The organism is Flavobacterium movens (assembly GCF_039581425.1).
In the GTDB taxonomy this organism is placed as follows: Bacteria; Bacteroidota; Bacteroidia; order Flavobacteriales; family Flavobacteriaceae; genus Flavobacterium; species Flavobacterium luteolum.
This window is the reverse complement of record NZ_JBCPXY010000005.1, coordinates 73,674-99,291: the sequence shown is the minus strand read 5'-3', so window position 1 is coordinate 99,291 and position 25,618 is coordinate 73,674. Positions and strand designations below refer to the sequence as shown.

Sequence of the window (25,618 nt, the reverse complement as noted above, 5' to 3'; positions counted from 1 at the left end):
AAACCATATAATGAAAAAACTTTACATAAATACTGGAAGCTTTGATGCTGTTTTTAATAATCTAAAAGAGAGTTTTGGCGGAGACTTAAGTGTTACTGCCAATGAATACAAATTGACAATTAAATCAAAATGGGCAAAAGGAAGCATTTCTGGAGTACGTTTTGAAAAAGAAATGACGTATCTCAACTTTGATTTGTCTTTTAATCAAGACGTTAATTTAAGTATCGAATCTAATCCGTTTGCGCCTGTATTTTTTGCTTATTGCGAAAATGGAAATGTTTTGCACAGTTTTGGTGCAAATGGAGCTGTTAAACGCTTAAAAAAGCAGCAGTCTGGTATTATGAGTAATTCTTCTTCAATTAATAGCGTATTGTATTTTGAAAGCCACAAACAGATTCAGTTTTCATTGATTGGAATGCCAACTAATAGAGAATCAAAAGAAGCCGATGTTGATTTTATTGCTCAAGTTAGAAAGAGATTTACGTGCGAATCTGGAAATTATATTTATATCGGAGCTGAGAATTTAAAAATAGGAGAGAAGTTTCAGGAACTTAAAGCAATTCCAAAGCAAGGAACTGTTCGCTATCTGCTGATGAAAAGCATTTTGCGAGATATTTTAGAGTTGGAGGTAGCGCAGCATAGTTACAATTATTTAACTCCGTTTGTTCCGATTTTGAATTTCGCTATTAAACAGCTAGGCGAAATCAGAAAACTTTCAGAAATAAATTTGGGAGCAGTTATGTCGCCAGTACTATTCTTTAAAAGAAGCTTGCAATCGCGAACTTTAAAAGAAAAGTTGCATTTAGAATTAAAACCTTATAATCAAAAATTAGCTAGCTAGTAAGCATTATTATATTCTTCAATTTCTGAAAAAACAGCTTCATCCGAGCTGTTTTTTTATGCTTATTCTTTTTCATAATAAATGATAAAATAAACCATGATGAGATTTAAAATAAGCGAAATGCTATTGGTGATAATAATGGGCAAATCGTTTTTTAAAATCCCATAAACCACCCAAACCGCAATTCCGAAAGTGAGTGTGCCAAACATTTTAAGCGAAATTTCTTTTACTTTTTTGGTTCTCCAAACTTTCAGAATCTGCGGTATCGTTGCGATGGTCACACAAGTTCCAGCAAAAAGTCCGATGATTTCTACAAAATTCATTTTTCTTTTTTTTAAGTTTCTAAGCTCCTAAGGTTCTAAGGTATTCGCTGGTTTTGTTATTAGGCTCATTATGTAGATTACAAAAAGAAAAACTTAGAACCTTAGCATCTCAGAACCTCAGAACCTTATTTTACCCCACCAATTCACCGCCATTGATATGAATAAACTGTCCAGTAATATAACTGCTGTCTTCGCAGGCCAGAAATACATACGCAGGAGCTACTTCAGATGGCTGTCCGGCTCTTTCCATCGGATTATCTTTTCCGAAATCAGATAATTTATCAAAACTGGCTACGATCAAAGGAGTCCAGATTGGTCCTGGAGCAACGCCATTTACACGTATTTTCTTTTTTGCCAACATAGTCGAAAGTGATCGCGTAAAACTAACAATCGCACCCTTTGTGCTGGCATAATCTGCTAAATGCTCGCTTCCGCGGAAAGCAGTTACAGACGTTGTATTGATAATTGAATCGCCTTCTTTTAAGAAAGCAAGTGCCGCTTTTGTGATATAAAAGAAAGGATAAATGTTGGTTTCAAAAGTTTTATGGAGTTGTGTCGTAGTTATATTTTCTATTTCAGTTTGCGGAAACTGAGTTGCCGCATTATTCACAATAATATTGAGGCTTTTAAAAGTACTATGACACTTTTTAATGGCATTTTGGCAAAATTTTTCATCTTTTAAGTCACCGCTAATCAATAGACATTGCTGACCTTCTTTTTCGATCATTGCTTTGGTTTCTTTGGCATCTTTATCTTCTTTTAAGTAGACAATCGCTATATTGGCACCTTCGCGGGCAAAATGTACCGCGACACTTCGTCCTATTCCGCTGTCTCCTCCAGTAATAAAAGCTGTTTTTCCAAATAATTTACCGCTTCCAACATAGTTTTCTCTAATAATTTCAGGCTCGGGATTCATCATGTGTTCATTGCCGGGAAGATTTTGTTTTTGCTCGGGAAATGTTTGTTTCTTTTTCATGATTTCTCTTTTTAAGCTTTTTTAATGCAATTAAAATTAGATGATAGCTATAATTTTACTTGCCTTAAAAGACATTTTGTTTGCCTCAATAAAATCAAAAAGCGGTGTGTTGTATGAAAATACATCAATTAGTGGAAAATGTTGAAATAATAAGAAATTTCTAATAAGTTAGCAATCATACAGTATGATTAAAATCACGGCAAAAGATGGGAATTTTGTAACTATTTCCGATTTAGATAAAAAACCTGCTCGCTATTTTTTTTATACATTTGAGAATTTCTACATAATTTTTAAGAGTTGCTTCGGCAATTCTTTAAAAAAATAAGAAAATTTTTAAATTTCACTTTAAATTCAAGAGTTTTGATTTACAACAGATTTAGCTCCCACACGGCATGGTATTAATTGTAGACGATATAAGGGCGAATATTATTGCCTTAAAGAAAACATTAGAGCTGCATAATATCGATGTCGATAGTGCCGAATCTGGAGAAGAAGCTTTAAAGAAAATCCTAAAAACAGATTATTGTCTGATAATTATGGATGTTCAAATGCCAGGACTTGATGGCTTTGAAGTGGTAAAAATCCTTTCAGGAAACCAACGCACAAAAGACATTCCCGTAATTTTTCTTTCGGCACTTAATACCGAGAAAAAATACATTTTTAAAGGATATGAAACAGGTGCTGTTGAATATATTACCAAACCAGTAGACAGCGATTTGCTGATTCTTAAAGTAAAGACTTTCATTAAGATTTACGAACAGCAAAACGAACTTCGAGCTATGAAAGACCTGCTTTCTAAAGAAATCAAAATTAGAAAAGAAGCTCAGGACAATCTTGAAATAAAAATTGCGGAGAGAACGCGGGAATTGGTTCAGAAAAACGAAGAACTGGAACTCCGAAATCATGAGTTGCAGCAGTTTTCGTGGGTAGTATCGCATGATTTAAATGAACCTATTCGCAAGATTCAGATATTCATTAAAATTATAAAAGATCTGTATTTAAAGGCAGACGACAAAGCGATTGATTATGTAGATCGAACGATAAAATCGGCAGAAAGAATGCAGACTTTGATTACCGATCTTTTGGCCTATTCTAGACTTTCGGCACAAGTTAAACCTGAGAAAACAGATTTAAACGTGGTTTTACAGGAAGTGTTGGGTGATTTTGATTATCTCATAGAACGCAAAAATGCCACAATAAAAACCAACGAACTACCAACAATTGACAGTATTCCGAGCCAGATGCGTCAGGTTTTTCAAAATCTCATTGGAAATGCTTTGAAGTTTTCTGGAAATGACGAAAAAGCGGTAATCGAAATTACTTCGGAAACTATTTTAGAAAAAGCAATCGAAAGTCCGACTTCGCCAGAAGGAAAATTTTGCAGAATTACAGTAAAAGATAACGGAATTGGTTTTGATGAGATTTATCTTGATCGTATTTTTATTATCTTTCAAAGCTTAAACGATCGCCAATCTTACGAAGGAACGGGAATTGGACTGGCAATTGCTAAGAAAATCATAGAAAAACATAACGGATTAATTACGGCTAAAAGTAAAGTGGGAGAAGGTGCAAGCTTTATCATTGTTCTTCCTTTAAAATACGAATAAAAATAATTTAGAAATATATGAATGGTAATTTTAAAAGAAATTTATTAATCAGTTCACTAGTTTCACTGCTTGTACTTACTATTAGTTCTGTTGCCTCTTTTATTAGTATTAAAAGTTTACTAAACAGTAACTTTTGGGTAAACCATACGCAGGATGTAATCTATAACCTAAACGAAGGTTCATCGATTATTACAGAAGCCCAAACCAGCATGAGAGGCTATCTGCTTACAGGAGACGAACAGTTTGTGGGCCGTTTTAATGATTCGGAAGCCAAATCAAATACTTATTTTGAAAAGTTAGATGAACTTACGTCTGACAATCCCTCACAGACAAAATTACTAGAAGAATTGCGTACCAAACGCTCCGGTTTCTTTAAATATTTGAATAATCAGATTGTCAAAAAACGATTAAGCAAAGAAACACTGATTTTCGACTTGAATGAAGGTCGAAAAATGATGAATGACATTAAGGCAATCGTCAAAAAAGTTGAAAATACAGAACAAAAACTTTTAGAGGAACGTAATTCAAATTCAGAACGTTACGGAAATTATAGTTTGGCTTTAATTGCCATTGCTTTCTTTATAGCCTTTCTTATTTCTATTGTTTTCCTAATCAGAATTCTGAAAGATTACAACGAGAGAACTTTGCTGCAACAAGAATTAATAAAAAAAGATAAAGAAACAGCAGAAAGACTTGAAGTAATAAGTGGCATTGCGACACAAATTGCTAAAGGAAATTACGATGTCCAAATCGATGATAGAAAAGCTGATACTTTAGGTGCTTTGGGATCATCTATTCATAACATGAAAGATTCATTAAAAGATTCTTTCGAATTATTGTCTCAAAAAGAATGGCTTCAATCAGGCGTTGCGACTTTGAATGATAAAATGCTGGGCGAAAAAACAATTCAGAAATTATCTAAAGATGTAATCGAATTTTTGTGCCAATATACCAACAGCAGTGCAGGAGTTTTGTATGTTGTAGATGGAGAAGAATTGACTGTTACAGGAGGTTACAGTTATATACCGAGTAAAAACAGAGAACGAATCAAGAAAGGCGAGGGGTTGATTGGGCAATCTATTGTTTCTGGAAAAATGTTGGAGTTAAAAACACTTTCTCCAGACGATATTCAGATCAATTATGCATTGGGAGAAATAAAACCAACTCATATCGTGGCAATGCCTTTAATGGATTTCAAGATTGAAGGAGCGGTTGAGCTGGCTAGCATCTACGGATTTTCGATGCTGCAGCTTGAGTTCTTGAATATTGTAGCCAATAATATCGGAATTGCCATAAAAGCAACTCAAAATCGCAAAAGAGTAATGGAACTTCTGGAAGAAACCAAATCTCAGTCTGAAGAACTTCAAATTCAGCACAGCGAATTGGAAGCGATAAATGCTGAGTTAGAAGCGCAGACGGAAAAATTACAGGCTTCTGAAGAAGAACTTCGCGTGCAGCAGGAAGAGTTGGAACAAACCAATGAAGAACTTTCTGAAAGAAGTGTTTTATTGGAAGAAAAAAATACAGAAATTCAGAAAAAATCAGAAGCTTTGGAGCTGACAACTCGTTATAAATCGGAATTTTTGGCTAACATGTCGCACGAATTGAGAACACCGCTGAATTCTATTTTATTGTTAAGCCGTTTGTTGTCTGAAAATAACAATAAAACGATGAACAATGAAGAAATCGAATTTGCAAAAGTAATTCAGAGTTCAGGAAACAGTTTGTTGGGATTAATTGATGAAATTCTAGATTTATCTAAAATTGAAGCTGGAAAAATGGATCTGGAATTCTTAGATGTTTCAACTAAAGAAATTACAGATAATCTTCATAATCTGTTTTATCTGGTTGCAAAAGAAAGGGGAATTAATTTTGAAATTATTGCCAAAGAAGCGCCAATTGTTATTAAAACAGACAAAATGCGTTTGGAGCAGATTTTGAAAAACCTGATTTCGAATGCCATTAAATTTACCGAAAAAGGAACTGTTTCTCTTGAAATTAAAGTCGATACAGACGATGATAAAATAATCTGTTTTATAGTAAAAGATACCGGAATCGGAATTCCGATCGAAAAACAGCCATTGATTTTTGAGGCGTTCCAGCAAGCCGATGGTTCAACAAAACGTAAATATGGCGGAACTGGTTTAGGATTGTCAATCAGTCGTGAATTGGCTAAATTATTGCGAGGAGAAATCATTTTGCATAGTAAAGTAAACGAAGGAAGTACGTTTACGCTATGTCTTCCAGTTTTAGGATTTGCTATCAACAAAGTTTCGGTAAATAAAATTCCGCATGCTGAAGAAATCGAAGTAACGATGGAAGGCGATGAAGAAAAACCAAAATACATCAGTGAAGTTATTCCGCAAGAAATTGAAGACGACAGAGATTCAATTGTCGAAGGCGATAAAGTCATTTTGATTGTAGAAGACGATATCAATTTTGCAAAATCGTTATTGGCTTTCACACAGAAAAAAGGATACAAAGGAGTAGTGGCAGTAAGAGGTGATTATGCCTTAAATTTTGCTTTAATTTACAGACCAATCGGAATCTTATTGGATATCGAACTTCCAATAAAAAGTGGATGGCAGGTTTTAGAAGAGCTAAAAAATCATTCTCATACCAAACATATTTCGGTGCATATTATGTCTTCGCATAAACTGAAACAGGAAAGTCTGCTAAAAGGAGCTGTAGATTTCTTAGATAAACCGGTTGCTTTTGATCGAATTCCAGATGTTTTCAAACGTATTGAACACATTATAAACAAAGAATCGCAGAAAGTTTTAATTATTGAAGATAACCCGAAACATGCAAAAGCACTAGCATATTTTCTAGAGACTTATAATATTAATTCAGAAATTAAAAGCGAAGTTTCAGAAGGTTTATCTTCTTTAGGAAAAGAAGAGGTAGACTGTGTAATTCTAGATATGGGAATTCCAGACAAGCAGGCGTACGAAATTCTAGACGGCGTTAAGAAAAGTCCAGGTTTAGAGAATCTACCAGTAATTGTGTTTACAGGAAAGAGCCTTTCTATAAAAGAAGAATTAAAAATTAAGAAATATGCCGATTCGATCATTGTAAAAACGGCACATTCGTACCAAAGAATGCTCGATGAGGTTTCGCTTTTCCTTCACTTAGTAGAAAATAAAAAAGAAGGAAATGCAGGAAAAGAAAGCAGTAAAAAACTGAATTCGTTAAACAATATTTTATTTGAGAAAAAAGTATTAATTGTTGATGATGATGTGCGAAACATCTATTCGCTTTCTAAAGCTTTAGAAGCATTTAAAATGAATGTTATTACAGCTTTTGACGGAAAAGAGGCAATTAAGATTCTGAACGAAAATCCAGATACAGATGTAGTGCTTTTAGATATGATGATGCCAAATATGGATGGTTACGAAACAGCAGAAAAGATTAGAAGCAATCCTAAATTTCTTAACTTAGCAGTAATCGCTGTAACAGCAAAAGCGATGACTGGTGATAGAGAAAAATGTATTAAGGCGGGAGCTTCAGATTACATTACAAAACCGGTCGATGTCGATCAATTGTTATCGCTGCTTCGAGTTTGGTTATACGATAAAATCTAATCTTAAAAATACTGTACATGGAAAAGAAAAAAGTATTGATTGTAGATGACGATTCTAGAAATATTTTTGCTTTAGTAAATACTTTAAAAGCAAAATCTTTTGACTGTTTGTCTTGTTTAAGTGCCGAAGAAGCCTTGAAAATATTAGCAAAAGATAACTCAATTGATGCCGTTTTATTGGATATGATGATGCCAGAAATGGATGGTTACGAGGCGATTCCGCTTATTAAAGCCATTCCCTCGCAAGAGAATACTTTTGTAGTTGCCGTAACAGCGCAAGCTATGACAGGAGATAAAGAAAAATGTTTACAAGCCGGAGCAGATGCATACATCTCAAAACCTGTAGATGTAGATAAATTACTTCACATCTTGGGAGAAATTTAAATGAATTATGATTGAAGATATTGAATTAGAAACTCTCATTAATGAAGTTTACGAATATTATGGTTTTGATTTTGGAAGTTATTCAAGAGCATCACTTAAAAGACGTGTAAGCAGGGTATTTACTTTGGATGGATTCAAGCATTTTCATGAATTTTTGTCTAAAGTCCGCACCGATCCAGAATATTGCAAAAAAATGATTGACGAAATAACGGTTAACGTTACAGAGATGTTTCGTGATCCGTCTTTTTATCAAACCCTTCGAAAAGAAATTCTCCCTTTACTAGGAACCAAACCTTTTATTAGAATCTGGCATGCCGGATGTTCTACGGGAGAAGAAGTGTATTCGATGGCCATTATGCTCAAAGAAGAAGGCTTGCTGCACAAATCATTATTGTATGCAACAGACATAAATGCAACGGTTTTGGAAACAGCCAAAAGCGGTATTTTTCCGTTGAGAATGATAAAAGATTATGCCGATAATTACCGAGAGGCGGGCGGTCAGGAAGATTTTTCAGATTATTATATTGCCAATTACGGGTTTGCAAAGTTTAATGAAAATCTATCGGAGAAAATGGTTTTCTCACAGCATAATCTGGTTTCAGACACTTCGTTCAATGAATTCGACCTCATTTTATGCCGCAATGTTTTAATTTATTTTGATAATAATCTGCAGAAAAGAGTAGTCAATCTTTTTGATGACAGTCTGGCCGTTTTAGGCTTTTTAGCTCTCGGAACAAAAGAAACTATAAAGTATTCTATATCTCAAACCAAATACAAACAATTTGATAAGGAGAAAATATGGAGGAAAATAAAAGAATAACAAATTGTAAGGTAGTTATAATTGGCGGTTCGGCTGGAAGTTTGCAGGCATTATTGCAGATTCTACCATTTTTAGATAAAGCAGTTTCTTTCGCAATTGTTATTGTTGTTCACAGAAAAAACTCAGATGAGCAGACTCTAGAAGACTTAATCGCTTTAAAATCAAAAATTGGAGTAAAAGAAGTAGAAGATAAAGTCAAACTCAAACCAGGATTTATTTATATAGCGCCTTCTAATTATCATTTATTATTTGAAAAAAGCGAAACCTTGTCTTTAGACACTTCAGAAAAAATAAACTATAGCAGACCAAGTATAGATGTTTCTTTTGAGTCTGCTGCAGAGGTTTATGGTGAAAATCTGGTTGGTATTTTGCTGTCGGGTTCCAATTCTGATGGAACGGTTGGATTGCGAGCAATTCAGACAGCTGGCGGAATAAGCGTTGTACAGAATCCGCTTTCTGCAGATATGCCTTTTATGCCCAATAATGCCATTTTGCATACTATGCCTGATTTTATTTTAAGTACCGAAGAGATTTTGGAGTTTATAAAAGAAATTAATATTGCTGATTTTTGATTAACGATTTTAAATTTCAGATGGAAGAAATCAAAAATCGTTAATCCTCAATCTAAAATTTTCAATTTCTTATTTTTTTTCATCTTCTGGAAGCACCACTTTATTTAATTCAGCTTCTTTTTCAGCTCTTCTTTGCGCTGCTTTTCCTTTTCCAATTGGCAATCCCGCGGTGACATACAAAGATCTGTTGTATTGATTATTTGGACCATCTCCTTTCATTACTGTCACAAGTCCCAAGTAATATTGAACGGTAATATTTAAACCATGACCAACATTCATGTGATAACCAGCACCAAAGGCAAGTCCGGCATCTATAACATGAATTTGGTCTCTGATGTTTTTCTTATATACCACATCGTCATTGTTGATTTCGTTTTTAAACTCATCAAATGCTTTGGCTAACAAACCAAATTGCGGACCTGCTTTAAGGTAGATATTGTTTTTGAATTGGTATTTAATTAATATCGGAACATTAAAATATCGAATTTCACGATTTACATGTCCGCCAGCAAAAGTATTGTCTAGATTTTCATCATTTAATGAATACACCGGAATATCTTTGGCTCCCATAGGCGATTTTACAATTACTCCAGTATTGATCATCCAAGCTGGATTTTTCTTAGACCTGAAGTCAAAGTAAAAACCAAGATTAAAACCCGGGTTTAAAGCAGACGATCCCATATTGGAAATAGTAGAAAAATTAGCACCGCCTTCAAGACCAAATTCTAAAAACTCTGAGTTGAGTTTATCTCCAAAGATTAAGGAAATCAAGACTTGGGATCGTGCTGTGGTAATACAAAAGAAAACGATAAAGATCAGAAAACTTTTTTTCATATGATTTATGAATTAAAGTCCAAAACGATACTGAAGACTGCCCAATACTTGTGTACGTGAACCTAAGAAACCGGCTTCTGCGCGAAACATAACGTGTCGGCTGAATTGATATTGAGATCCTATAATAAAGTTCCACATATCTTTTGGTCTTTTTTGAAGTGAATATTGAACAGATGAATCTGAAGCTGTACTCAATGCTCCGTCTAGAGTTGCTAAGAATGTACCTGCTCTATCTAAAGCTCTATCGGCAGTGTTATGTTTAGCAATATTAACTGGATTTTTTTGTTCAGCTGGAGTCAAACCATCCCACCAGTTATCTACTTTTGTTTGATTCTCAGAGACTTTTTGAAGTCCAGTGTCTACTTTAGCTTGGGCACTGCTTAGATCAATAAAATCAGATAAAGGCAAATCTCCATTGGTATCTCCAGAAATATGAACTCTAAAAGCTCCAACCCAAATTGCTATGTTAGTGTCTGGTTTATTAAATTTAAATGTTTTTCCTAATCTAGGACCAAAAATATAAGAGAATGCAGGTTTGTCAAGAGAACTAATATCTGTCCAAGCCATGTTCATATCTAGTGCAAACCAACCACCGCCAATACCAATTGTTGGGGTCATACCGATACCAAAAGTAGTAGCATCAAAATTGGCTTTAGTACTGAAACTTGCAATTTCAGACCAATTGTTATCTGCGTCTGGCACCCAAATACCAGCATTAATTTTTGTTGCCGTTTTGGCCTTTCCGAAAATTCCATAAATATTTAAAAAGGGAAGCAGCCACACATCAGGTCTAATCGTAAGCGCACCAGCTTCAACCGTTGATTTATTAAATCGTACAATTTCATCTAAGTTATATTGTGGGCCATGATTAAAGCCAATATTCAAATCATTAATAACAATTTCAGATTCCTGCCAAAAATAATTAACAGAAACTCCTGCAGAATAAGGAAGTTTATAGCCTTTCTGTGCTACTTTTTCTCCCCAGATTGGTAGTGCGTAAGGGTATTTTTCGACTTTAAGACTATCTTTTAAATCTTCATTTTTTTTACCTACAATTTTATCGGTATAAACCTGCGCAAAAATTTGCATGCTGAATAATAATAAAAAGGCTGATATTAGTGTATTACATTTCATTGATTAGAGTGTTTTAATGTTAATTAATTAAACTGCGAAAAATAAATATGTACTAATGCTATTATGGGAATCTTTTTATTGGTATGCGATATAGGTTTGTATTATAATTAAAGATTAAGGCTTAAGAATGTGTTAATTAGTGTTAAAGTTAACGAAATTTTCTTACCTCCGACAAAAATTAAATGAGAAAATGATAAAAGATTTAAAAATAATTTTAAGATATTTTTAAGTATTTTTCTTTTACTAATTATCGCTATCAATTACCAGTTTAAAAAATAATTGTATTTTTACAGCTGTGAAATGGATAACAATCATATTATCAATTTACCTGTTGGCATTATCTAATATGCCATGTGCGGATATGGAAGTAAACAGCGCTATGCATAAAACCGCTCAGTTTGCTTCAGAAGACAATCATTCGCACGACAAAAACAATGATTTATGTTCTCCTTTTTGTGTCTGCAACTGCTGTGGAGCACAAGTTCTAAGTTACCATTCTGCTGTAAGTTTTGAATTTCCTAAAACTTACAATCAAATTTCAATTGTCTTACCAAGTTATAGTTCTGTTTTTATTTCCAATTTCTTCGGAAGTATTTGGCAGCCCCCTCAAATAGCATAATGATTATGCCTGTTCAGTTCCGATAGTTGTCGGAATCGAAAACGGGCGAGAGAGTTGTGGACTTTCCACACATTTACAGACAATTCATTTGTCTAATTTCTCACGTCATTATATATTAAAATGTTAGATAAAATCATTCAATTTAGTATACGAAACAAATTCGTAATACTATTATTTACCCTTGCACTCATTGCTTGGGGAAGCTATTCGCTTAAAAATTTACCACTCGATGCCCTGCCGGATGTAACCAACAATCAGGTTCAGATTATTACAACGGCACCAACTTTAGCGAGTCAGGAAGTAGAGCAATTAATTACCTATCCTTTAGAAAGAGCTGTAAAGACCGTTCCAGATATCATAGAACTCCGCAGTATTTCGCGTTTTGGACTATCGGTTGTAACCGTTGTTTTTGAAGACGATGTAGATATTTATTGGGCTCGCGAACAAATATTTCAGCGTTTAAAACAAGCCGAAGAAAACATTCCAGATTATGTAAATTCTCCCGAATTAGCGCCAATTTCAACAGGATTGGGAGAAATTTATCAATATGATGTTTATGCCAAAAAAGGGTATGAAAACAAGTATAGTGCTGTTGAGCTAAGAACAATTCAGGATTGGATTATTATTCCGCAATTGCAGGGAATCCGCGGTGTTGCTGATGTAAGTACTTGGGGGGGAAAATTGAAACAATTCGAAATTGCCGTAAATCCGAATATGCTGAATAGTTTAGGTGTAACGATTACCGAAATTTTTGATGCTTTAGAAAAAAACAATCAAAATACAGGTGGTGCATACATCGAAAAAGACCAATACACGTATTTTATTCGAGGCGTCGGAATGGCAAAAGGCATAAAAGACCTTGAAAATGTTGTAGTTAAAAACCGAAACGGATCGCCTGTTTTGGTGCGCAATGTGGCGCAAGTACGCGAAGGAGTAGCTTTGCGTTATGGCGCTTCAACCAAAGACGGAAAAGGAGAAATTGTTTCTGGAATGGTTTTAATGCTCAAAGGAGAGAATTCTAGCGCTGTTGTAAACCGTGTTCACGAAAAAATGGCTCAGATTAACAAAAGCCTTCCAGAAGGTGTTGTTGCCGAGGCCTTTATAGACAGAGGGAAATTGGTAGACAATTCTATTAGAACCGTTGCGAAGAATTTATTAGAAGGAGCGTTAATCGTGATTTTTGTTCTGATTTTATTCTTAGGAAATCTTCGTGCAGGATTGATTGTTGCTTCTGTAATTCCGCTGGCAATGCTTTTTGCTGTTATTTTAATGAATGCCTTTGGAGTAAGTGGAAACCTGATGAGTCTTGGAGCCATAGATTTCGGAATCATAGTCGACGGAGCCGTAATTATTGTGGAAGCCACGATGCATCATCTGCAGCAATTCAAAAACAAAAAAGAATTGACCCAGCAAGAAATGGATGATGAAGTTTACAATTCGGCTTCAAAAATCAGGAATAGCGCCGCTTTTGGTGAGATAATTATCTTGATTGTATATCTGCCAATTCTAGCTTTAATTGGAACCGAAGGAAAAATGTTTAAACCAATGGCAATGACGGTTGGTTTTGCCATTATTGGAGCATTTATTCTTTCTCTGACTTATATTCCGATGATGAGCGCCTTGTTTCTTTCTAAAAAAACAGAACACAAAGAAAATTTCAGCGACCGCATGATTGCGTGGTTGGAAAGCCGTTATACGCCTTTGTTGAAAAAAGCTTTAGAATTTAAAAAAGTAGTGCTTTCTGTCGCGATTGGGTTATTTGCTTTTGCTTTTATTGTTTTCCAAAATATGGGAGGCGAATTTATTCCGACAATCGAAGAAGGCGATTTGGCAATCAATGCTACGATTATGACGGGAAGTTCGCTTACGCAGATGGTAGAAACTACAACCAAATACGAACAGATTCTGAAAGCTAAATTCCCAGAAATTAAAACGATTGTCACCAAAATCGGAAGCGGTGAAATTCCGACCGATCCGATGCCAATAGAAAGCGGGGATTTAATCATTGTTTTAAAAGACAAAAAGGAATGGAAAAGAAAATATCATAATTGGGAAGATTTGGCCAATGCCATGAAAGAGGAAATGGAGATTATTCCAGGAGCAAATATTGAGATTTCTCAGCCTATTCAGATGCGTTTTAATGAGCTAATGACAGGAAGCCGTTCTGATATTGCCATCAAGATTTTTGGCGACGATTTGGAAATCTTAGATGCTAAAGCGACTGAGTTAATTTCGAAAATAAAAGGAATTGACGGAATCGGTGATTTAAAAGCCGATAAAGTAACGGGATTGCCTCAAATTACCATCAAATACGATTATGATAAGATCGCGTTGTACGGACTGAATATTTCAGATATCAACCAAATTATTCGTTCGTCTTTTGCTGGAGAAGTGGCCGGAAAGATTTATGACGAAAGCAAAAGGTTTGATGTAGTGGTGAGAATGGACGAAAATAATCGTGCTGATATTACCGATGTCAGCAATCTTTTTATTCCGCTTCCAAGTGGACAGCAAGTGCCGCTTTCTCAGGTTGCTTCTGTTGATTACGAACAAGGCCCTGTACAGGTTATCCGCGAAGACGGAAAAAGAAGAATTACGGTTGGATTGAATGTTCGCGGAAGAGACATTAAAAGTGTAGTGGAAGAAATTCAGGCGAAATTGGATAAAAGTTTTAAACTTCCAGCAGGTTATTATGTAACATATGGCGGACAGTTTGAAAATCTGATTGAAGCTTCAAAAAGACTTTCTGTAGCCTTGCCAATTGCTTTGGGACTAATTTTGGTCTTACTGTATTTTACTTTCAAAAGTGCGAAACAAGCATTGTTGATTTTTAGTGCGATTCCGTTATCGGCCATCGGAGGTGTTTTTGCGCTTTCGCTGAGAGGAATGCCGTTTAGTATTTCTGCCGGAATTGGGTTTATCGCCTTGTTCGGAATAGCCGTTTTAAACGGAATTGTATTGATTTCGTATTTCAATCAATTAAAGACAGAAGGAATTTTAGATCCGTTTCAGCGCGTTCTTATCGGAACCAAAACACGTTTGCGTCCTGTTTTAATGACTGCAGCAGTAGCTTCATTAGGATTTTTACCAATGGCTTTATCTACAAGCGGCGGAGCAGAAGTGCAAAAACCTTTGGCAACCGTAGTAATCGGCGGATTAATCTCAGCAACTTTATTGACATTAATTGTTTTGCCGATTTTGTATTTATTGTTGGAGCGTGGGTTTAACCGCAAAGAACGCTAAGGTTTACGCAAAGCACACAAAGAAAAATTTAAAGAAAATGAAAAATTTATTATACAGTTTAAGAAAGATAACCTTTGCGAACTTCGCGCATCCTTTGCGGACTTTGCGGTTAAATGAGTTGCTATTAGCAAATAAGGTTTTGTGGTTAATTGCGTTTCTATTGGTTGCCCTACCTTCACAAGCACAGCAATCCATAAGCCTAGAAAAAGCAATAGAATTAGCGAAATCAAACAATGTCGACTTAAAAATTGCCGATAAGGAAATCGAAAAACAAACCGTTCTCAAAAAAGCTGCATTTCAGCCCGATCCACTTCAGGTGCAGTATCAAGGCGGGCAGTTTAATAGTGCCGATTACGATCATAATGTTTCGGTACAGCAGTTTTTTCCGTTAGGAAATATTACTAAAGCAAACCGACAATTGCAGGAAGAACTGGCAAAACTGGCAGAGAAAAGAAAAGCTTTGTCTTCTTACGAAATCGAAAAAGCAGTGACATTGGCCTATTATCAATATTTGTATGGTATTTCAATCCAGAAACTCAACTCAGAATTGAATGATATTTATACGAAGTTCTTGAAGAACGCTGAACTTCGTTTTAAAACAGGAGAAAGCGGGAATATTGAAGTAATTAGCGCTAAAGCGAAAGTAAAAGAAATTGAGACACAGAAAGCACAGTTAGAATATGACTTGGCAATTTATCAGAAGCAATTGCAGTTTTTTATCCAAACAGATGAAAATGTCATTCCAGATTCTAATACTGCTTTGCAATATAACTTTGCAGAAAATCAGGAAAATACAAAAGCAGAAACGCTAATGACCGATTTGTATCAGCAGCAGATTTCGGTTTATCAAAAAGAAGTAGGAACCTTTAAAGCTTTGCGTACGCCCAAAGTAGGATTAGGATATTTTGCTCAAACTATCAATACCGAATCTTTGTTTCAAGGATTTACAGCAGGATTGCAGATTCCGTTATTTGGCGGTGTTAATACGACAAAAGCAAAAGCGGCCGAAATCAGTATATCACAGTCACAATTGGCTTTAGATCGAAATAAAATGATGCTGAACTTGCAGAAAGAAGAATTGCAGAACAATTTCAAAAAGCAGCAGAAAAACTTAGCGTATTTCCAAAATGAAGGCTTGCATTATGCCAATCAGATTATTGAAACGGCTCAGAAAAGTTATGCCAATGGCGATATGAGTTACTGGTCTTATATCAGCTTTTTAAATCAGGCTATCGATATAAAAAAGCAATTTGCAGAAGCGACACATAGCTATAATCAAAGCGCTATCGAACTTCAATTTCCAACTATCAAAAACAATTAAAAATGAAAAATATACTTAGAAACTTAACTGCAGATTTAACCGCAAAGTTCGCAAAGAAAAATCGCACAGCTCGCAAGGAAATTAAACTTGGCGTGCTTTGCGGAACCTTTGCGCTCTTTGCGGTTACCTTAATAAGCTGTAACCAAAAGAAAGTAGAAGAAACTCAGGAAGAAGAAAAATCTACTACAGAAGTGGCGTTAAGCGCTTCTCAATACAAAACGGTTGGAATAGAAACCGGTATTGTAGAAGACCGAAATTTGAATAAAGTAATCAAAGCGAATGGCTATACAACTGTTCCTCCGCAAAATTCTGCTGAGGTTTCGACTTTAATTGGCGGAACGGTAAAGGATATTTTTGTTTTGGAAGGAACTTATGTTAACAAAGGAAAAGTATTGGCAACGATTCAGAATCTGGAAGTTATAGGAATGCAGGAAGATTATCAGTCAGCGGTTGCAAACGTGGAGTACTTGCAGTTAGAATATAATCGTCAGAAAACGTTGAGTGACGAAAATGTGAATCCGAGAAAGACTTTTCAGGAAGTAAAAGCCAAATTAGCAGCCGAAAGAGCCAGAGCGCAAGCAGCAAAAAACAAGTTAGATGCTTTGCATGTTAATACAAAAGGAACAACATCTGTCGTGCCAATTGTTTCGCCAATAAATGGTTTTGTTGGAAAAATCAATATTGCCAAAGGTGCTTTTGCCAATACAGGAGTTTCGCTTTTTGAAGTGGTCGACAACAGCCAGATGCATTTGGATTTGAATGTGTATGAGAAAGATTTAGGTTCGATTTCTATTGGTCAGGTAATTGATTTTGTCTTAACAAACCAGTCGAATAAATCGATTAAAGGAAAGATTTTCGGAATCAATAAGTCTTTTTCAAACGAAAGTAAAACAGTTGCAGTACACGCCAAAATTGATCCCGCTGATGCGAAAGGATTGATTCCAGGAATGTACGTTTCGGCAAATATTAATATTACCAATGCAACTGTTCCAGCACTTCCAAAAGATGCCGTGGTTCGTAATGCCGATAAATATTTTGTTTTTGTTCAAGAAGAAGGTCATGTAGAAGAAAAACAGGAACACGCAGCAGGCGAAAAAGAAGAAGCACACGAAGAAGAAATTCATTTTAAAGCTGTAGAAGTAATTCCAGGCACAACCGATTTAGGGTTTACAGAAGTTAAATTCGTTGATAAAATTGATCCTCAAGCGAAGATTGTTACAAAAGGCGCTTTTTATCTGCTTTCTGCAATGAAAGGAGGCGGGGAGCATTCGCACTAGTGGATTTTGCCACGAAGGCGCCAAGGCACAAAGTTTTTTTTAAAGATGCTAAGTTGCGAAGAAACTAAGGGACTAAGTTTTTTTTGCTGGAGCGGAATTTGCTCGCAAAGCCGCAAAGTTTTTTTAAAGCAGATTTAAGAGATTGATTTTAGTTGCCTCCAGCTTTAGCTGGAGGTAAAAAGAGACAATAAGAAAAGGCTTTAGCCAAAATGCGCAAGTTTGGCTAAAGCCTAGAGATTAGAATTGATTCAACCTCCAGCTAAAGCTGGAGGCAATTGAAATTTTGCCACAGATTAAAATGATTTTTATTTTATACAGATTAATAGTTTTTTTTAATTCTTTCAATCCTTTTAATCTGTGGCAAAAAAAACTTTGCGACTTTGGGTCTTTGCGAGATTAACTCCAGCATACTAAAAAAAACTTAGAGACTTAGTGCCTTCGTGGCAATAAACTTTACCACAAAATGCTTAAATTTAGGACATTATTTAAACAAAGTTTTGCTAACGTGAAACATGAAACGTGAAACTTTAAAAGTTAAAAAAGTTATCCATGATACATCAAGATAAAGAAGTAAAAACGATAAAAAATAAGGTCAAACCTTCCTGTTGCTGTTCTCATGACGAACCTGTACATTCAGATAATGACGGGCACAATCACGAAGGGCATGATCATGAACATAGCGCAAACGGCAGTCTTTTTCAATTGTTCCTGCCATCGATCATATCTTTTGTTTTATTGATTATCGGAATCGGTTTAGACAATTATTTTCCGCAAGATTGGTTTAAAGATTATGTTAGAATCGTTTGGTATGCAATTGCCTATCTTCCGGTTGGACTTCCGGTTTTAAGAGAAGCTTACGAAAGCATTGTAAAAGGAGATGTTTTCTCTGAGTTTTTCCTTATGTGTATTGCGACAATTGGTGCGTTTGCCATTGGCGAATATCCTGAAGGTGTAGCTGTTATGCTGTTTTATACGATTGGAGAAACCTTTCAGGGAATGGCGGTTAACAGAGCTAAATCGAGCATTAAAAGTCTCTTAGACCAGCGCCCAGATGAGGTAAATATTTTAGAAAATAATGTTGCAGTAAAAGTAAAAGCCAAAGACGTTCAAATTGGAGCGGTTATTCAGCTTAAAGCTGGAGAAAAACTAGGATTAGATGGTGTTTTGCTATCAGATTCAGCTTCGTTTAATACAGCAGCTTTAACAGGAGAAAGCAAACCAGATACTAAAAAGAAAGGCGATATAGTTTTGGCCGGAATGTTAAACGGAAATACCATTGCAGAAGTAAAAGTAACAACTGCTTACAACGACAGTAAACTGTCTAAAATCCTGGAGCTAGTCCAAAATGCCACAACTAAAAAAGCGCCAGCGGAATTATTCATCAGAAAGTTTGCGAAAATTTATACCCCAATTGTAGTCTATCTGGCAATTGCAATTTGTTTGCTTCCAATGCTTTTTGTAGACAATTATGTTTTTAGCGATTGGCTTTACAGAGCTTTGGTTTTCTTGGTTATTTCTTGTCCGTGCGCTTTGGTTATCAGTATTCCGTTGGGTTATTTTGGCGGAATCGGTGCTGCAAGTAAAAACGGAATTCTGTTTAAAGGCAGTAATTTCCTTGATAGCATTTCGACGATTCAGAATGTGGTGGTAGACAAAACGGGAACTATGACCGAAGGTGTTTTTAAAGTTCAGGAAGTCATTATAAAACCCGAATTTGATCAGGCAGAAATCTTAAAACTGGTCAATGCTTTAGAAAGTAGAAGCACGCATCCAGTAGCAACGGCCATTCATAATCATGTTGGATCAATTGATCCTTCTGTTGAACTGAAAGATATTGAAGAAATTTCAGGCCATGGATTGAAAGCTTCTTATAACGAAAAAGAATTGCTGGTAGGGAATTTTAAACTTTTGGATAAATATGTGATTTCGTACGATATTGATCCATCTTCAATTGTTTACACGACAATTGCAATTGCTTACGGAGGTCAATTTGCAGGCCATCTTACAATTGCCGATGAAATTAAAGAAGATGCGCAAGAAACGGTTTCAAAACTAAAAGCATTAGGAGTTAAACTTACTATGCTGAGTGGAGACAAAGCGAATGTCGTTCAGTTTGTTGCAGATAAAATCGGAATTAAAAGTGCTTTTGGTGATTTGCTTCCAGAAGATAAAGTCAATAAAGTCAACGAAATTAAAGCTAAAAACGAAACCGTGGCCTTTGTTGGCGATGGTGTAAACGATGCGCCGGTAATTGCTTTGAGCACAGTCGGAATTGCAATGGGAGGTTTAGGTAGCGATGTTGCGATCGAAACAGCAGATATTGTTATTCAGGACGATAAACCTAGTAAAATTGCAATGGCAGTCAATATTGGGAAACAGACCAAAAAGATTGTCTGGCAGAATATTACACTCGCTTTTGTAGTAAAGGCTTTTGTACTAATTCTAGGCGCGGGCGGACTTGCCACAATGTGGGAAGCTGTTTTTGCAGATGTTGGAGTAGCGCTGTTAGCTATATTAAATGCAGTTCGAATTCAGAGGATGAAATTTTAGGATGGAATATTAGTCTTATTTTGATACAAATGTGGTTTATTAGGGCTGTTTAGCATATTAAGAATAATAATCTTGTGTCAAAAAATCAATCTTATGGAAATAAGTCTAAAACAACCTGTTGTCAATAAAAGATTTTCATTACCTGAAAATATCTATCTATTAGAAAAAACAAGTGTAATTCTTGGTAATGGTAAATTTGTGGCTCTAGGACATTTTAATGGTGGTGAATATTATGCAATTATTACCATTTATAATGAAAAATTAGAATATAAAATATTAGAAGATTTAGGAGAAGTTTTTAAAAAATATCATGGTATTTCTTTAATTGCGATTGATGATAATCATTTTGCAATAATAGATAATGCTGATTCAATCTATATTTTTAATGATATAAATCAAAAACCATCTTATATAAAAATCGACAATATTTCAATCCTCGATACTTTTAGCAAGCATGGACAAGCGCCGAGAGTTTATAATTATTCTGTTATCAGCAATAATGAATACTATAATATTGTATTTTCAGAACCTATTTGTAGTACAGAAGCAAGATATATTGCTGAATTGAATGTAAACAAAGAAAAAGGTAAAGCTGAATGGGAAAAAATATATTCAATCTATGATAAAAAAACTCCAATAATAGGGCATTCATTATATAATGGAGCAAATTTTTATGTCTTTTTAGAAGGTTCAGATCATGGCAGTGTAAATAGATATGGAATGGATTTTTATGCTTTGGTTGAGTTAGATTTTAATGGAAAATTAATAGAAAAAATTTATGAAGTTTCAGGTTTGAAAAATGGTTCAAAAAATCCTACTGGAAAAAAATATGGTATAAGAGGAAATTTTACATCCTCGGCAGAATATTTAATTATGACACCAGTTTTTAAAAGTGATGATTGGAAAGGAAAACAAAAGTTATTTTCTATTAAAGAAAAAAAACTTATTGATATTCAATTACCAAGAGGGGCAAAAGATTTTAGAATTATTGAACATAAGTATGATGTTTTTTGGCTGACAGATTTTGATAATGAAATATTGATTTATCATTGATTAAAGTAAACCTCGGAAAACAAACTAAAAAGATTGTTTGGCAAAATATTACATTGGCTTTTGTAGTAAAAGCTTTTGTCTTAATTCTAGGCGCTGGTGGACTTGCCACGATGTGGGAAGCTGTTTTTGCTGATGTCGGCGTGGCGTTATTAGCGATATTAAATGCGGTTCGAATTCAGAGGATGAAATTTTAAGATAAAAAAGCCCGATTCGTATGAATTGGGCTTTTTACTTATTTTTTTAAATGTTTTTGCTCTTGAATTTCTCCATTACCAAAAGACCAATTTTCATGACCATTATTTTCTAGTAAAACAATAATTATGTTGTTGATTAAGATTTCAGTTGAAGCCGAAATTTTCGAAGCAATTTGGTGATATAGTTTTTTCTTTTGCTCTAAAGTTCTTCCTTGTCCTGCAGTTATTTGCACAAAAATGATTTCGTCAGAATGCGAAATTCCTAAATAACTTTTAGGATATTTTAATTGATGCGGTTCTAGTTCTTCAATCACATGAAAATAATCATCGACAGGAATATTAAATTCTTCGGCTAAAGATTGATGAACAGCTTCAGAAATAGTATTTTTTGTTTCAAGCGAAAGCTTTTTGGGAAGACTGATTCTAACAAATGGCATTTTATTCAGTTTTTTAATCAACAATAAAAGTACAAAAATCAAATTATTTATTGATTATATCCTTCCATCGATTTTCAGAATAGAATTTTTGAAATGCGGCATTAGATAATAATGATTTTAAGTTTAAATCGCCTCTAAGGTGATTTAAACTTAAAAAATCTAAAGCAATACTTCGATATTGCTCTTCATTGGTCTGATTGTAAATTTTACCGAAAAGTTCCGCAGCTTCAAAGTTTTGGTTGCTTGTCATTCCGCCCAGAATCATTGAGGCGTTATTGTAGTTTTCATATACTTTCTGAAATTCTTTTGTGGCATAATATTTTTTAGCCAAGTTGATAAGACTTAAAGTGTCTTCTATATCTTTTTTATTCTTTTCTGAAGCATCAGAAGCTGTCGGGAGCGTATAATTAAAACCATAATTTAGCGCGTAAATCTTTAAAGGAAGCAGACCTAAAGCGGTTCGTCTTTTATCGGTTTCATTTTCTTTTAAAATTCCTCTAAAACCTGATGCTTCACCGTTTTGGGTCCAATTTACTTGCGTTCCGTAAAGTTGCTTGTAATTGAGATTACATTGAACTCTATCATATAAAAAGGCATAATTTTCCATGTCGAGTTCTTTGGTTTCTTTTAATTTTTCCATTTCATGTAAAGCCGCTTTTTGAAATAGAATATCTTGATCTGAATGTTGTACAATCAGCCAGAAATTATGAGCGCCGTCTTTACCAATTTGAGATATTTTGAGCCAGCCGTGATTTTTCAAAATCTCTTTTGCGGTCGAAAGATTTTTAAAATCTAACTCGTTAATCTTCTGCTGTAATTCATTCAATTGCGCAGGATCAGAAGTTTGAATTTTAGAATATCGTATTCTCTGATCTTCAATTCCCATTGCAATAATTTGCTTTCGAAGTTCTGGCAGCTCCAGCGTTTTTTCATATTCTTTTTCTTTTAAATGCGCTTTTTGCGTTATGGCTTTCCATTCTTCAGGATAATTATTTCGAATGAAATCAAAATATGGATCGATCAATAATTGGTCTGCTTCGGTCCAACCTTTATCCAATGAAAAATTTAAATACTGAAATGCTTTTGTATTATTTTCGTCAAGCGAATACATTCCAGCCGCTTTGTAGGCACTTAAAGCATCGGGTTTTTCAATTGAAAATGCCTTTTCTAGTTTTGGAATAGCGTTTTTATAATCTTTTTGAAGATGTAGTAACGAAGCTTCTGCAATTAAAGCTTCGTATTCGATATTGTTTTGCGCTTTAGAAGTATAAAAACTAAATAGCAATAAGACAAATCCAAATTGTTTCAGATATTTTAAACTCATTTTTTCACCTTTTGTAAGATGAAAATACAAATTATATTTTTATGTATTTGAAACAAAACGTTTTAAAAATCCAATTCAATTATGTTTTCATTATTCTCCAAAGTAATTTTTACCGGATTACTTTCAGAAGGAATTTGAGTTGGATACCAATTTCTAGTAGGTTGCACCAGAATTAATAAGCCTTCATGATCGCCAATTGCAGCAAATTTATCGGTATTAGTATTTTGAGAAAAGAAATGCAATCCGTGTTCTTCAATTAATTGATTTCCTAATTGTAATGGACTTTCCGTAACAATTCCGATTTCGCTAATGTTTAAAATAGAAGTAGCGTTAAATTCTCCAATTTGTTCGTTGTTAAGATCATGTCGAGCAATGAATTCGAGTAAATTTCCGTTGTGATCAAAGAAATAAATAGAATGTGCATTCCAATTTTCGAAATTCGTAACGACACTTTTATCTTCTAAAACAATTAAATCAACTTTGTCTTTGCACCATTGAATAGCTTCTTCAAGCTGATTTTCGGGAATATTGAAAGCAAAATGATATATGGAATTAAACTCTTTGTCTTCGACAAATTTTAAAATAGAAGTTCCTGCTTGGAATGTTATCGATTTTTGGTCATTTTCCAGAATGAAAAGCCCAAAAATGTTCTGATAAAATGCTTTCGTTTTTTGAATATCGTTTGTTTTAATTTGTATCTGATCTATTCTCATGACAATAATTTTTTATAAAAGAAAAAAGCTTCTTTTGAATGATAAACAAATTTAGAAAATGCCCGTGATATCAAGGATGCAACGCTATTTTATACGTCAATGAAAGGATAGTAAATAAGTATTGGCTGAAGTTAAATTGCATCTTTTTAAATGTTTTAATAAAGTTACAAAAAACACAAACAGTCATTGTTGCAAGATTATCTAAAAAACTTTCATTTTAAAATTTTTGAATTTGTAATCGTTGAGTTTAAAAAAATCGCTTTTTCAAAAGCATAGCTCTATTTTTGTAAGCTTCGGAGAAGCGAAATATTTATAGCAAAGAATAAACGTTTACAATATAAAGCTCCGGAGGTGCGACATATATTTAGGTTGCAAAAAAAATATGTCGCACCTCCGGAGCTTTTTTTATTCGTCTTATTGTAATTCTATAAATATTTCACCCCGCTGGGGTTTTACATATGAATTCAATTTTATTACTCGATTATATTTCACGATTTAAGAAAAGTTGAGAAAGAAGAAAAGTACTCAAGATTTAATAGCTGAAATGGATAATATTTATTTAGTTTTTAGAATAAATATTTCTAAAATAAAAAAGCCCATTTCGTAAAGAAATGGGCTTAGAAAATTTGCAAATTTTGGGGCAAATGCAAATCCATCAACTAACTTATTTTGGCATTTCTGGAATTATAGTTCGTCTTGTTGGAGTGCTTAGAGTTTCTATAAATGCGAGTAAATCGCTGATTTCTTCTTTGCTCAAATCTAGTTTTCTAAGCATTGGATCTGCTTTTGGAATAAGTGAATCTCTTGCAGTTCCTAAGTATTTCTTTTGAACAGGAGACGGATTTCCTAAATTGTATAGTTCGACAACATCCAATAAGGTTGGAAAATGTCCGTGATGCATCCATGGTTTTGTGTTTACGACTTCACGGAGCGTTGGCGTTCTAAATTTGCCAATATCTTTTACCTCTTTCGTCACATTATAACGTCCGAAATCTTCATTTTTTGTTCCAAATAAAGTTTGTCCGTCATTATGAAACTGATTGTCGCTGAAATAAGGCGTATTATGGCAATTGATGCATTGTGCTTTGGTTCTAAACAAATGCATTCCTTTTACTTGCTGATCGGTAAATGCGTCTGATTTTCCGCTTACAAACTGATCAAATTTACTTTTCGGACTATTGATTGATCTTTCGAAAGTGGCAATGGCGTATTGAATTCTTTCTAAAGTTACTTTTTTATCGCCAAAAGCGGCAGTAAATAAAGAATTATACCCTTTAATTTTTGCAATTTTATCAACGGCAATCGTCAGTTTTTCGTTCATTTCTAAAGGATCCTGAACAGGAAATTGTGCTTGATCTTCGAGACTTGACGCGCGTCCGTCCCAAAACAGAGAAGTTGCATACGCCGAGTTCAAAATTGTCATCGAATTGCGTTTTCCAGTTTGGCGATCATGGCCAAAAGAACGCGTTAAATTATCCGTCCAACCCAATTCAGGATTATGGCAGGAAGCACACGCAATTTGTCCGCTTTTAGACAACCTCGCATCAAAAAACAATATTTTCCCTAAACTTTCCTTTTCTTTAGAATACGGATTATAAGCCGGATACGGAACCGCAGGCAAAACGCCAATATCCTGAAATTTGGCTTTATCGACATTTTCGTGTAATTCTGCAGCAGGCCATTTTGACAAATCTCCGCTGGAATACAGTTTCCGTAATTCCTGAATGTCAATATAATCGGGATCTTCGGCTGTTTTATAAGCCGATAATCCAAGTAAGAATAGGAGAGGGAAGATTAGTTTTTTCAATTCTTT

General features: G+C 34.6%; 20 protein-coding genes and 1 pseudogene. 13 read left to right on the top strand and 8 right to left on the bottom strand.

Going from position 1 to position 25,618, the window contains the following annotated elements; genetic code table 11:
* Nucleotides 1-10: 10 nt before the first annotated feature.
* On the top strand, nucleotides 11-841 hold the full coding sequence (locus tag AAYQ05_RS10735) for a hypothetical protein (protein WP_343543246.1): 831 nt from the start codon (nucleotides 11-13) through the stop codon (nucleotides 839-841).
* A 62-nt stretch (nucleotides 842-903) separates the two neighbouring features.
* Here AAYQ05_RS10735 and AAYQ05_RS10730 read toward each other — a convergent pair whose 3' ends face one another.
* The gene (locus AAYQ05_RS10730; RefSeq protein ID WP_343543245.1) at nucleotides 904-1,164 is read right to left on the bottom strand and encodes an SWEET family sugar transporter; all 261 of its coding nucleotides are present in this window, start codon (nucleotides 1,162-1,164) and stop codon (nucleotides 904-906) included.
* A 130-nt stretch (nucleotides 1,165-1,294) separates the two neighbouring features.
* Nucleotides 1,295-2,140, bottom strand: a complete 846-nt coding sequence (locus AAYQ05_RS10725) for an SDR family oxidoreductase (protein ID WP_343543244.1) — start codon at nucleotides 2,138-2,140, stop codon at nucleotides 1,295-1,297.
* A 392-nt stretch (nucleotides 2,141-2,532) separates the two neighbouring features.
* Here AAYQ05_RS10725 and AAYQ05_RS10720 point away from each other — a divergent pair, with 392 nt between their 5' ends.
* The 5 genes from AAYQ05_RS10720 to AAYQ05_RS10700 are packed head-to-tail and all read left to right on the top strand — an operon-like array spanning nucleotide 2,533 to nucleotide 9,106.
* Nucleotides 2,533-3,747 carry a hybrid sensor histidine kinase/response regulator gene (locus tag AAYQ05_RS10720; RefSeq protein ID WP_281632257.1) on the top strand — a complete coding sequence of 405 codons (1,215 nt, stop codon included), beginning with the start codon at nucleotides 2,533-2,535 and terminating at the stop codon, nucleotides 3,745-3,747.
* A gap of 17 nt (nucleotides 3,748-3,764) precedes the next feature.
* Complete coding sequence (locus AAYQ05_RS10715; RefSeq protein WP_343543241.1) at nucleotides 3,765-7,331, top strand: response regulator; 3,567 nt, start codon at nucleotides 3,765-3,767, stop codon at nucleotides 7,329-7,331.
* A 17-nt stretch (nucleotides 7,332-7,348) separates the two neighbouring features.
* Nucleotides 7,349-7,714: a response regulator gene (locus AAYQ05_RS10710; RefSeq protein ID WP_281632259.1), complete on the top strand. Its 366-nt coding sequence runs from the start codon at nucleotides 7,349-7,351 to the stop codon at nucleotides 7,712-7,714.
* Between the two features lie 7 nt (nucleotides 7,715-7,721).
* Complete coding sequence (locus AAYQ05_RS10705; RefSeq protein WP_281632260.1) at nucleotides 7,722-8,534, top strand: CheR family methyltransferase; 813 nt, start codon at nucleotides 7,722-7,724, stop codon at nucleotides 8,532-8,534.
* Nucleotides 8,513-9,106, top strand: a complete 594-nt coding sequence (locus tag AAYQ05_RS10700; RefSeq protein ID WP_343543236.1) for a chemotaxis protein CheB — start codon at nucleotides 8,513-8,515, stop codon at nucleotides 9,104-9,106. Before AAYQ05_RS10705 ends, AAYQ05_RS10700 begins: the two co-directional genes overlap by 22 nt.
* A gap of 69 nt (nucleotides 9,107-9,175) precedes the next feature.
* Here AAYQ05_RS10700 and AAYQ05_RS10695 read toward each other — a convergent pair whose 3' ends face one another.
* Together AAYQ05_RS10695 and AAYQ05_RS10690 are read right to left on the bottom strand one after the other, a co-directional pair.
* A complete protein-coding gene (locus tag AAYQ05_RS10695) occupies nucleotides 9,176-9,940 on the bottom strand; it encodes a porin family protein (protein ID WP_343543235.1) in 765 nt (254 codons plus the stop codon).
* 12 nt (nucleotides 9,941-9,952) lie between these two features.
* Nucleotides 9,953-11,074, bottom strand: a complete 1,122-nt coding sequence (locus AAYQ05_RS10690; RefSeq protein WP_343543234.1) for a hypothetical protein — start codon at nucleotides 11,072-11,074, stop codon at nucleotides 9,953-9,955.
* A 295-nt stretch (nucleotides 11,075-11,369) separates the two neighbouring features.
* On the opposite strand from AAYQ05_RS10690, the gene AAYQ05_RS10685 reads away from it, so the two are divergent.
* The 7 genes and pseudogenes from AAYQ05_RS10685 to AAYQ05_RS10655 form a co-directional block, all read left to right on the top strand.
* Nucleotides 11,370-11,693, top strand: a complete 324-nt coding sequence (locus tag AAYQ05_RS10685) for a DUF6660 family protein (protein WP_343543233.1) — start codon at nucleotides 11,370-11,372, stop codon at nucleotides 11,691-11,693.
* Nucleotides 11,694-11,813: 120 nt separating this feature from the next.
* A complete protein-coding gene (locus AAYQ05_RS10680) occupies nucleotides 11,814-14,936 on the top strand; it encodes an efflux RND transporter permease subunit (RefSeq protein ID WP_343543232.1) in 3,123 nt (1,040 codons plus the stop codon).
* A 37-nt stretch (nucleotides 14,937-14,973) separates the two neighbouring features.
* Complete coding sequence (locus AAYQ05_RS10675; RefSeq protein WP_343543230.1) at nucleotides 14,974-16,257, top strand: TolC family protein; 1,284 nt, start codon at nucleotides 14,974-14,976, stop codon at nucleotides 16,255-16,257.
* Nucleotides 16,258-16,259: 2 nt separating this feature from the next.
* On the top strand, nucleotides 16,260-17,534 hold the full coding sequence (locus AAYQ05_RS10670; protein ID WP_343543228.1) for an efflux RND transporter periplasmic adaptor subunit: 1,275 nt from the start codon (nucleotides 16,260-16,262) through the stop codon (nucleotides 17,532-17,534).
* Between the two features lie 549 nt (nucleotides 17,535-18,083).
* Nucleotides 18,084-20,084, top strand: a complete 2,001-nt coding sequence (locus AAYQ05_RS10665; protein WP_343543226.1) for a heavy metal translocating P-type ATPase — start codon at nucleotides 18,084-18,086, stop codon at nucleotides 20,082-20,084.
* A gap of 93 nt (nucleotides 20,085-20,177) precedes the next feature.
* Nucleotides 20,178-21,137, top strand: a complete 960-nt coding sequence (locus AAYQ05_RS10660; RefSeq protein ID WP_343543224.1) for a hypothetical protein — start codon at nucleotides 20,178-20,180, stop codon at nucleotides 21,135-21,137.
* A 5-nt stretch (nucleotides 21,138-21,142) separates the two neighbouring features.
* A pseudogene (locus AAYQ05_RS10655) lies at nucleotides 21,143-21,331 on the top strand (hypothetical protein); the annotation flags it as partial.
* Between the two features lie 38 nt (nucleotides 21,332-21,369).
* On the opposite strand, the gene AAYQ05_RS10650 reads toward AAYQ05_RS10655, so the two are convergent.
* The 4 genes from AAYQ05_RS10650 to AAYQ05_RS10635 all read right to left on the bottom strand — a co-directional run bounded on the left by AAYQ05_RS10650 (nucleotide 21,370) and on the right by AAYQ05_RS10635 (nucleotide 25,612).
* A complete protein-coding gene (locus tag AAYQ05_RS10650) occupies nucleotides 21,370-21,768 on the bottom strand; it encodes a tautomerase family protein (RefSeq protein ID WP_343543220.1) in 399 nt (132 codons plus the stop codon).
* Nucleotides 21,769-21,811: 43 nt separating this feature from the next.
* The gene (locus AAYQ05_RS10645) at nucleotides 21,812-23,092 is read right to left on the bottom strand and encodes a DUF6624 domain-containing protein (RefSeq protein WP_343543219.1); all 1,281 of its coding nucleotides are present in this window, start codon (nucleotides 23,090-23,092) and stop codon (nucleotides 21,812-21,814) included.
* A gap of 62 nt (nucleotides 23,093-23,154) precedes the next feature.
* Nucleotides 23,155-23,805: a VOC family protein gene (locus tag AAYQ05_RS10640; RefSeq protein ID WP_343543217.1), complete on the bottom strand. Its 651-nt coding sequence runs from the start codon at nucleotides 23,803-23,805 to the stop codon at nucleotides 23,155-23,157.
* 664 nt (nucleotides 23,806-24,469) lie between these two features.
* Nucleotides 24,470-25,612 carry a cytochrome-c peroxidase gene (locus AAYQ05_RS10635; protein ID WP_343543216.1) on the bottom strand — a complete coding sequence of 381 codons (1,143 nt, stop codon included), beginning with the start codon at nucleotides 25,610-25,612 and terminating at the stop codon, nucleotides 24,470-24,472.
* Between the last annotated feature and the right edge of the window lie 6 nt (nucleotides 25,613-25,618).

Coding starts and splice junctions, on each gene's coding strand:
- AAYQ05_RS10720 (WP_281632257.1), top strand. CDS start 2,533: ATGGTATTAATTGTAGACGATATAAGGGCGAATATTATTGCCTTAAAG.
- AAYQ05_RS10665 (WP_343543226.1), top strand. CDS start 18,084: ATGATACATCAAGATAAAGAAGTAAAAACGATAAAAAATAAGGTCAAA.
- AAYQ05_RS10645 (WP_343543219.1), bottom strand. CDS start 23,092: ATGAGTTTAAAATATCTGAAACAATTTGGATTTGTCTTATTGCTATTT.
- AAYQ05_RS10725 (WP_343543244.1), bottom strand. CDS start 2,140: ATGAAAAAGAAACAAACATTTCCCGAGCAAAAACAAAATCTTCCCGGC.
- AAYQ05_RS10705 (WP_281632260.1), top strand. CDS start 7,722: ATGATTGAAGATATTGAATTAGAAACTCTCATTAATGAAGTTTACGAA.
- AAYQ05_RS10690 (WP_343543234.1), bottom strand. CDS start 11,074: ATGAAATGTAATACACTAATATCAGCCTTTTTATTATTATTCAGCATG.
- AAYQ05_RS10735 (WP_343543246.1), top strand. CDS start 11: ATGAAAAAACTTTACATAAATACTGGAAGCTTTGATGCTGTTTTTAAT.
- AAYQ05_RS10730 (WP_343543245.1), bottom strand. CDS start 1,164: ATGAATTTTGTAGAAATCATCGGACTTTTTGCTGGAACTTGTGTGACC.
- AAYQ05_RS10670 (WP_343543228.1), top strand. CDS start 16,260: ATGAAAAATATACTTAGAAACTTAACTGCAGATTTAACCGCAAAGTTC.
- AAYQ05_RS10640 (WP_343543217.1), bottom strand. CDS start 23,805: ATGAGAATAGATCAGATACAAATTAAAACAAACGATATTCAAAAAACG.
- AAYQ05_RS10680 (WP_343543232.1), top strand. CDS start 11,814: ATGTTAGATAAAATCATTCAATTTAGTATACGAAACAAATTCGTAATA.
- AAYQ05_RS10660 (WP_343543224.1), top strand. CDS start 20,178: ATGGAAATAAGTCTAAAACAACCTGTTGTCAATAAAAGATTTTCATTA.
- AAYQ05_RS10715 (WP_343543241.1), top strand. CDS start 3,765: ATGAATGGTAATTTTAAAAGAAATTTATTAATCAGTTCACTAGTTTCA.
- AAYQ05_RS10675 (WP_343543230.1), top strand. CDS start 14,974: ATGAAAAATTTATTATACAGTTTAAGAAAGATAACCTTTGCGAACTTC.
- AAYQ05_RS10710 (WP_281632259.1), top strand. CDS start 7,349: ATGGAAAAGAAAAAAGTATTGATTGTAGATGACGATTCTAGAAATATT.
- AAYQ05_RS10700 (WP_343543236.1), top strand. CDS start 8,513: ATGGAGGAAAATAAAAGAATAACAAATTGTAAGGTAGTTATAATTGGC.
- AAYQ05_RS10695 (WP_343543235.1), bottom strand. CDS start 9,940: ATGAAAAAAAGTTTTCTGATCTTTATCGTTTTCTTTTGTATTACCACA.
- AAYQ05_RS10650 (WP_343543220.1), bottom strand. CDS start 21,768: ATGCCATTTGTTAGAATCAGTCTTCCCAAAAAGCTTTCGCTTGAAACA.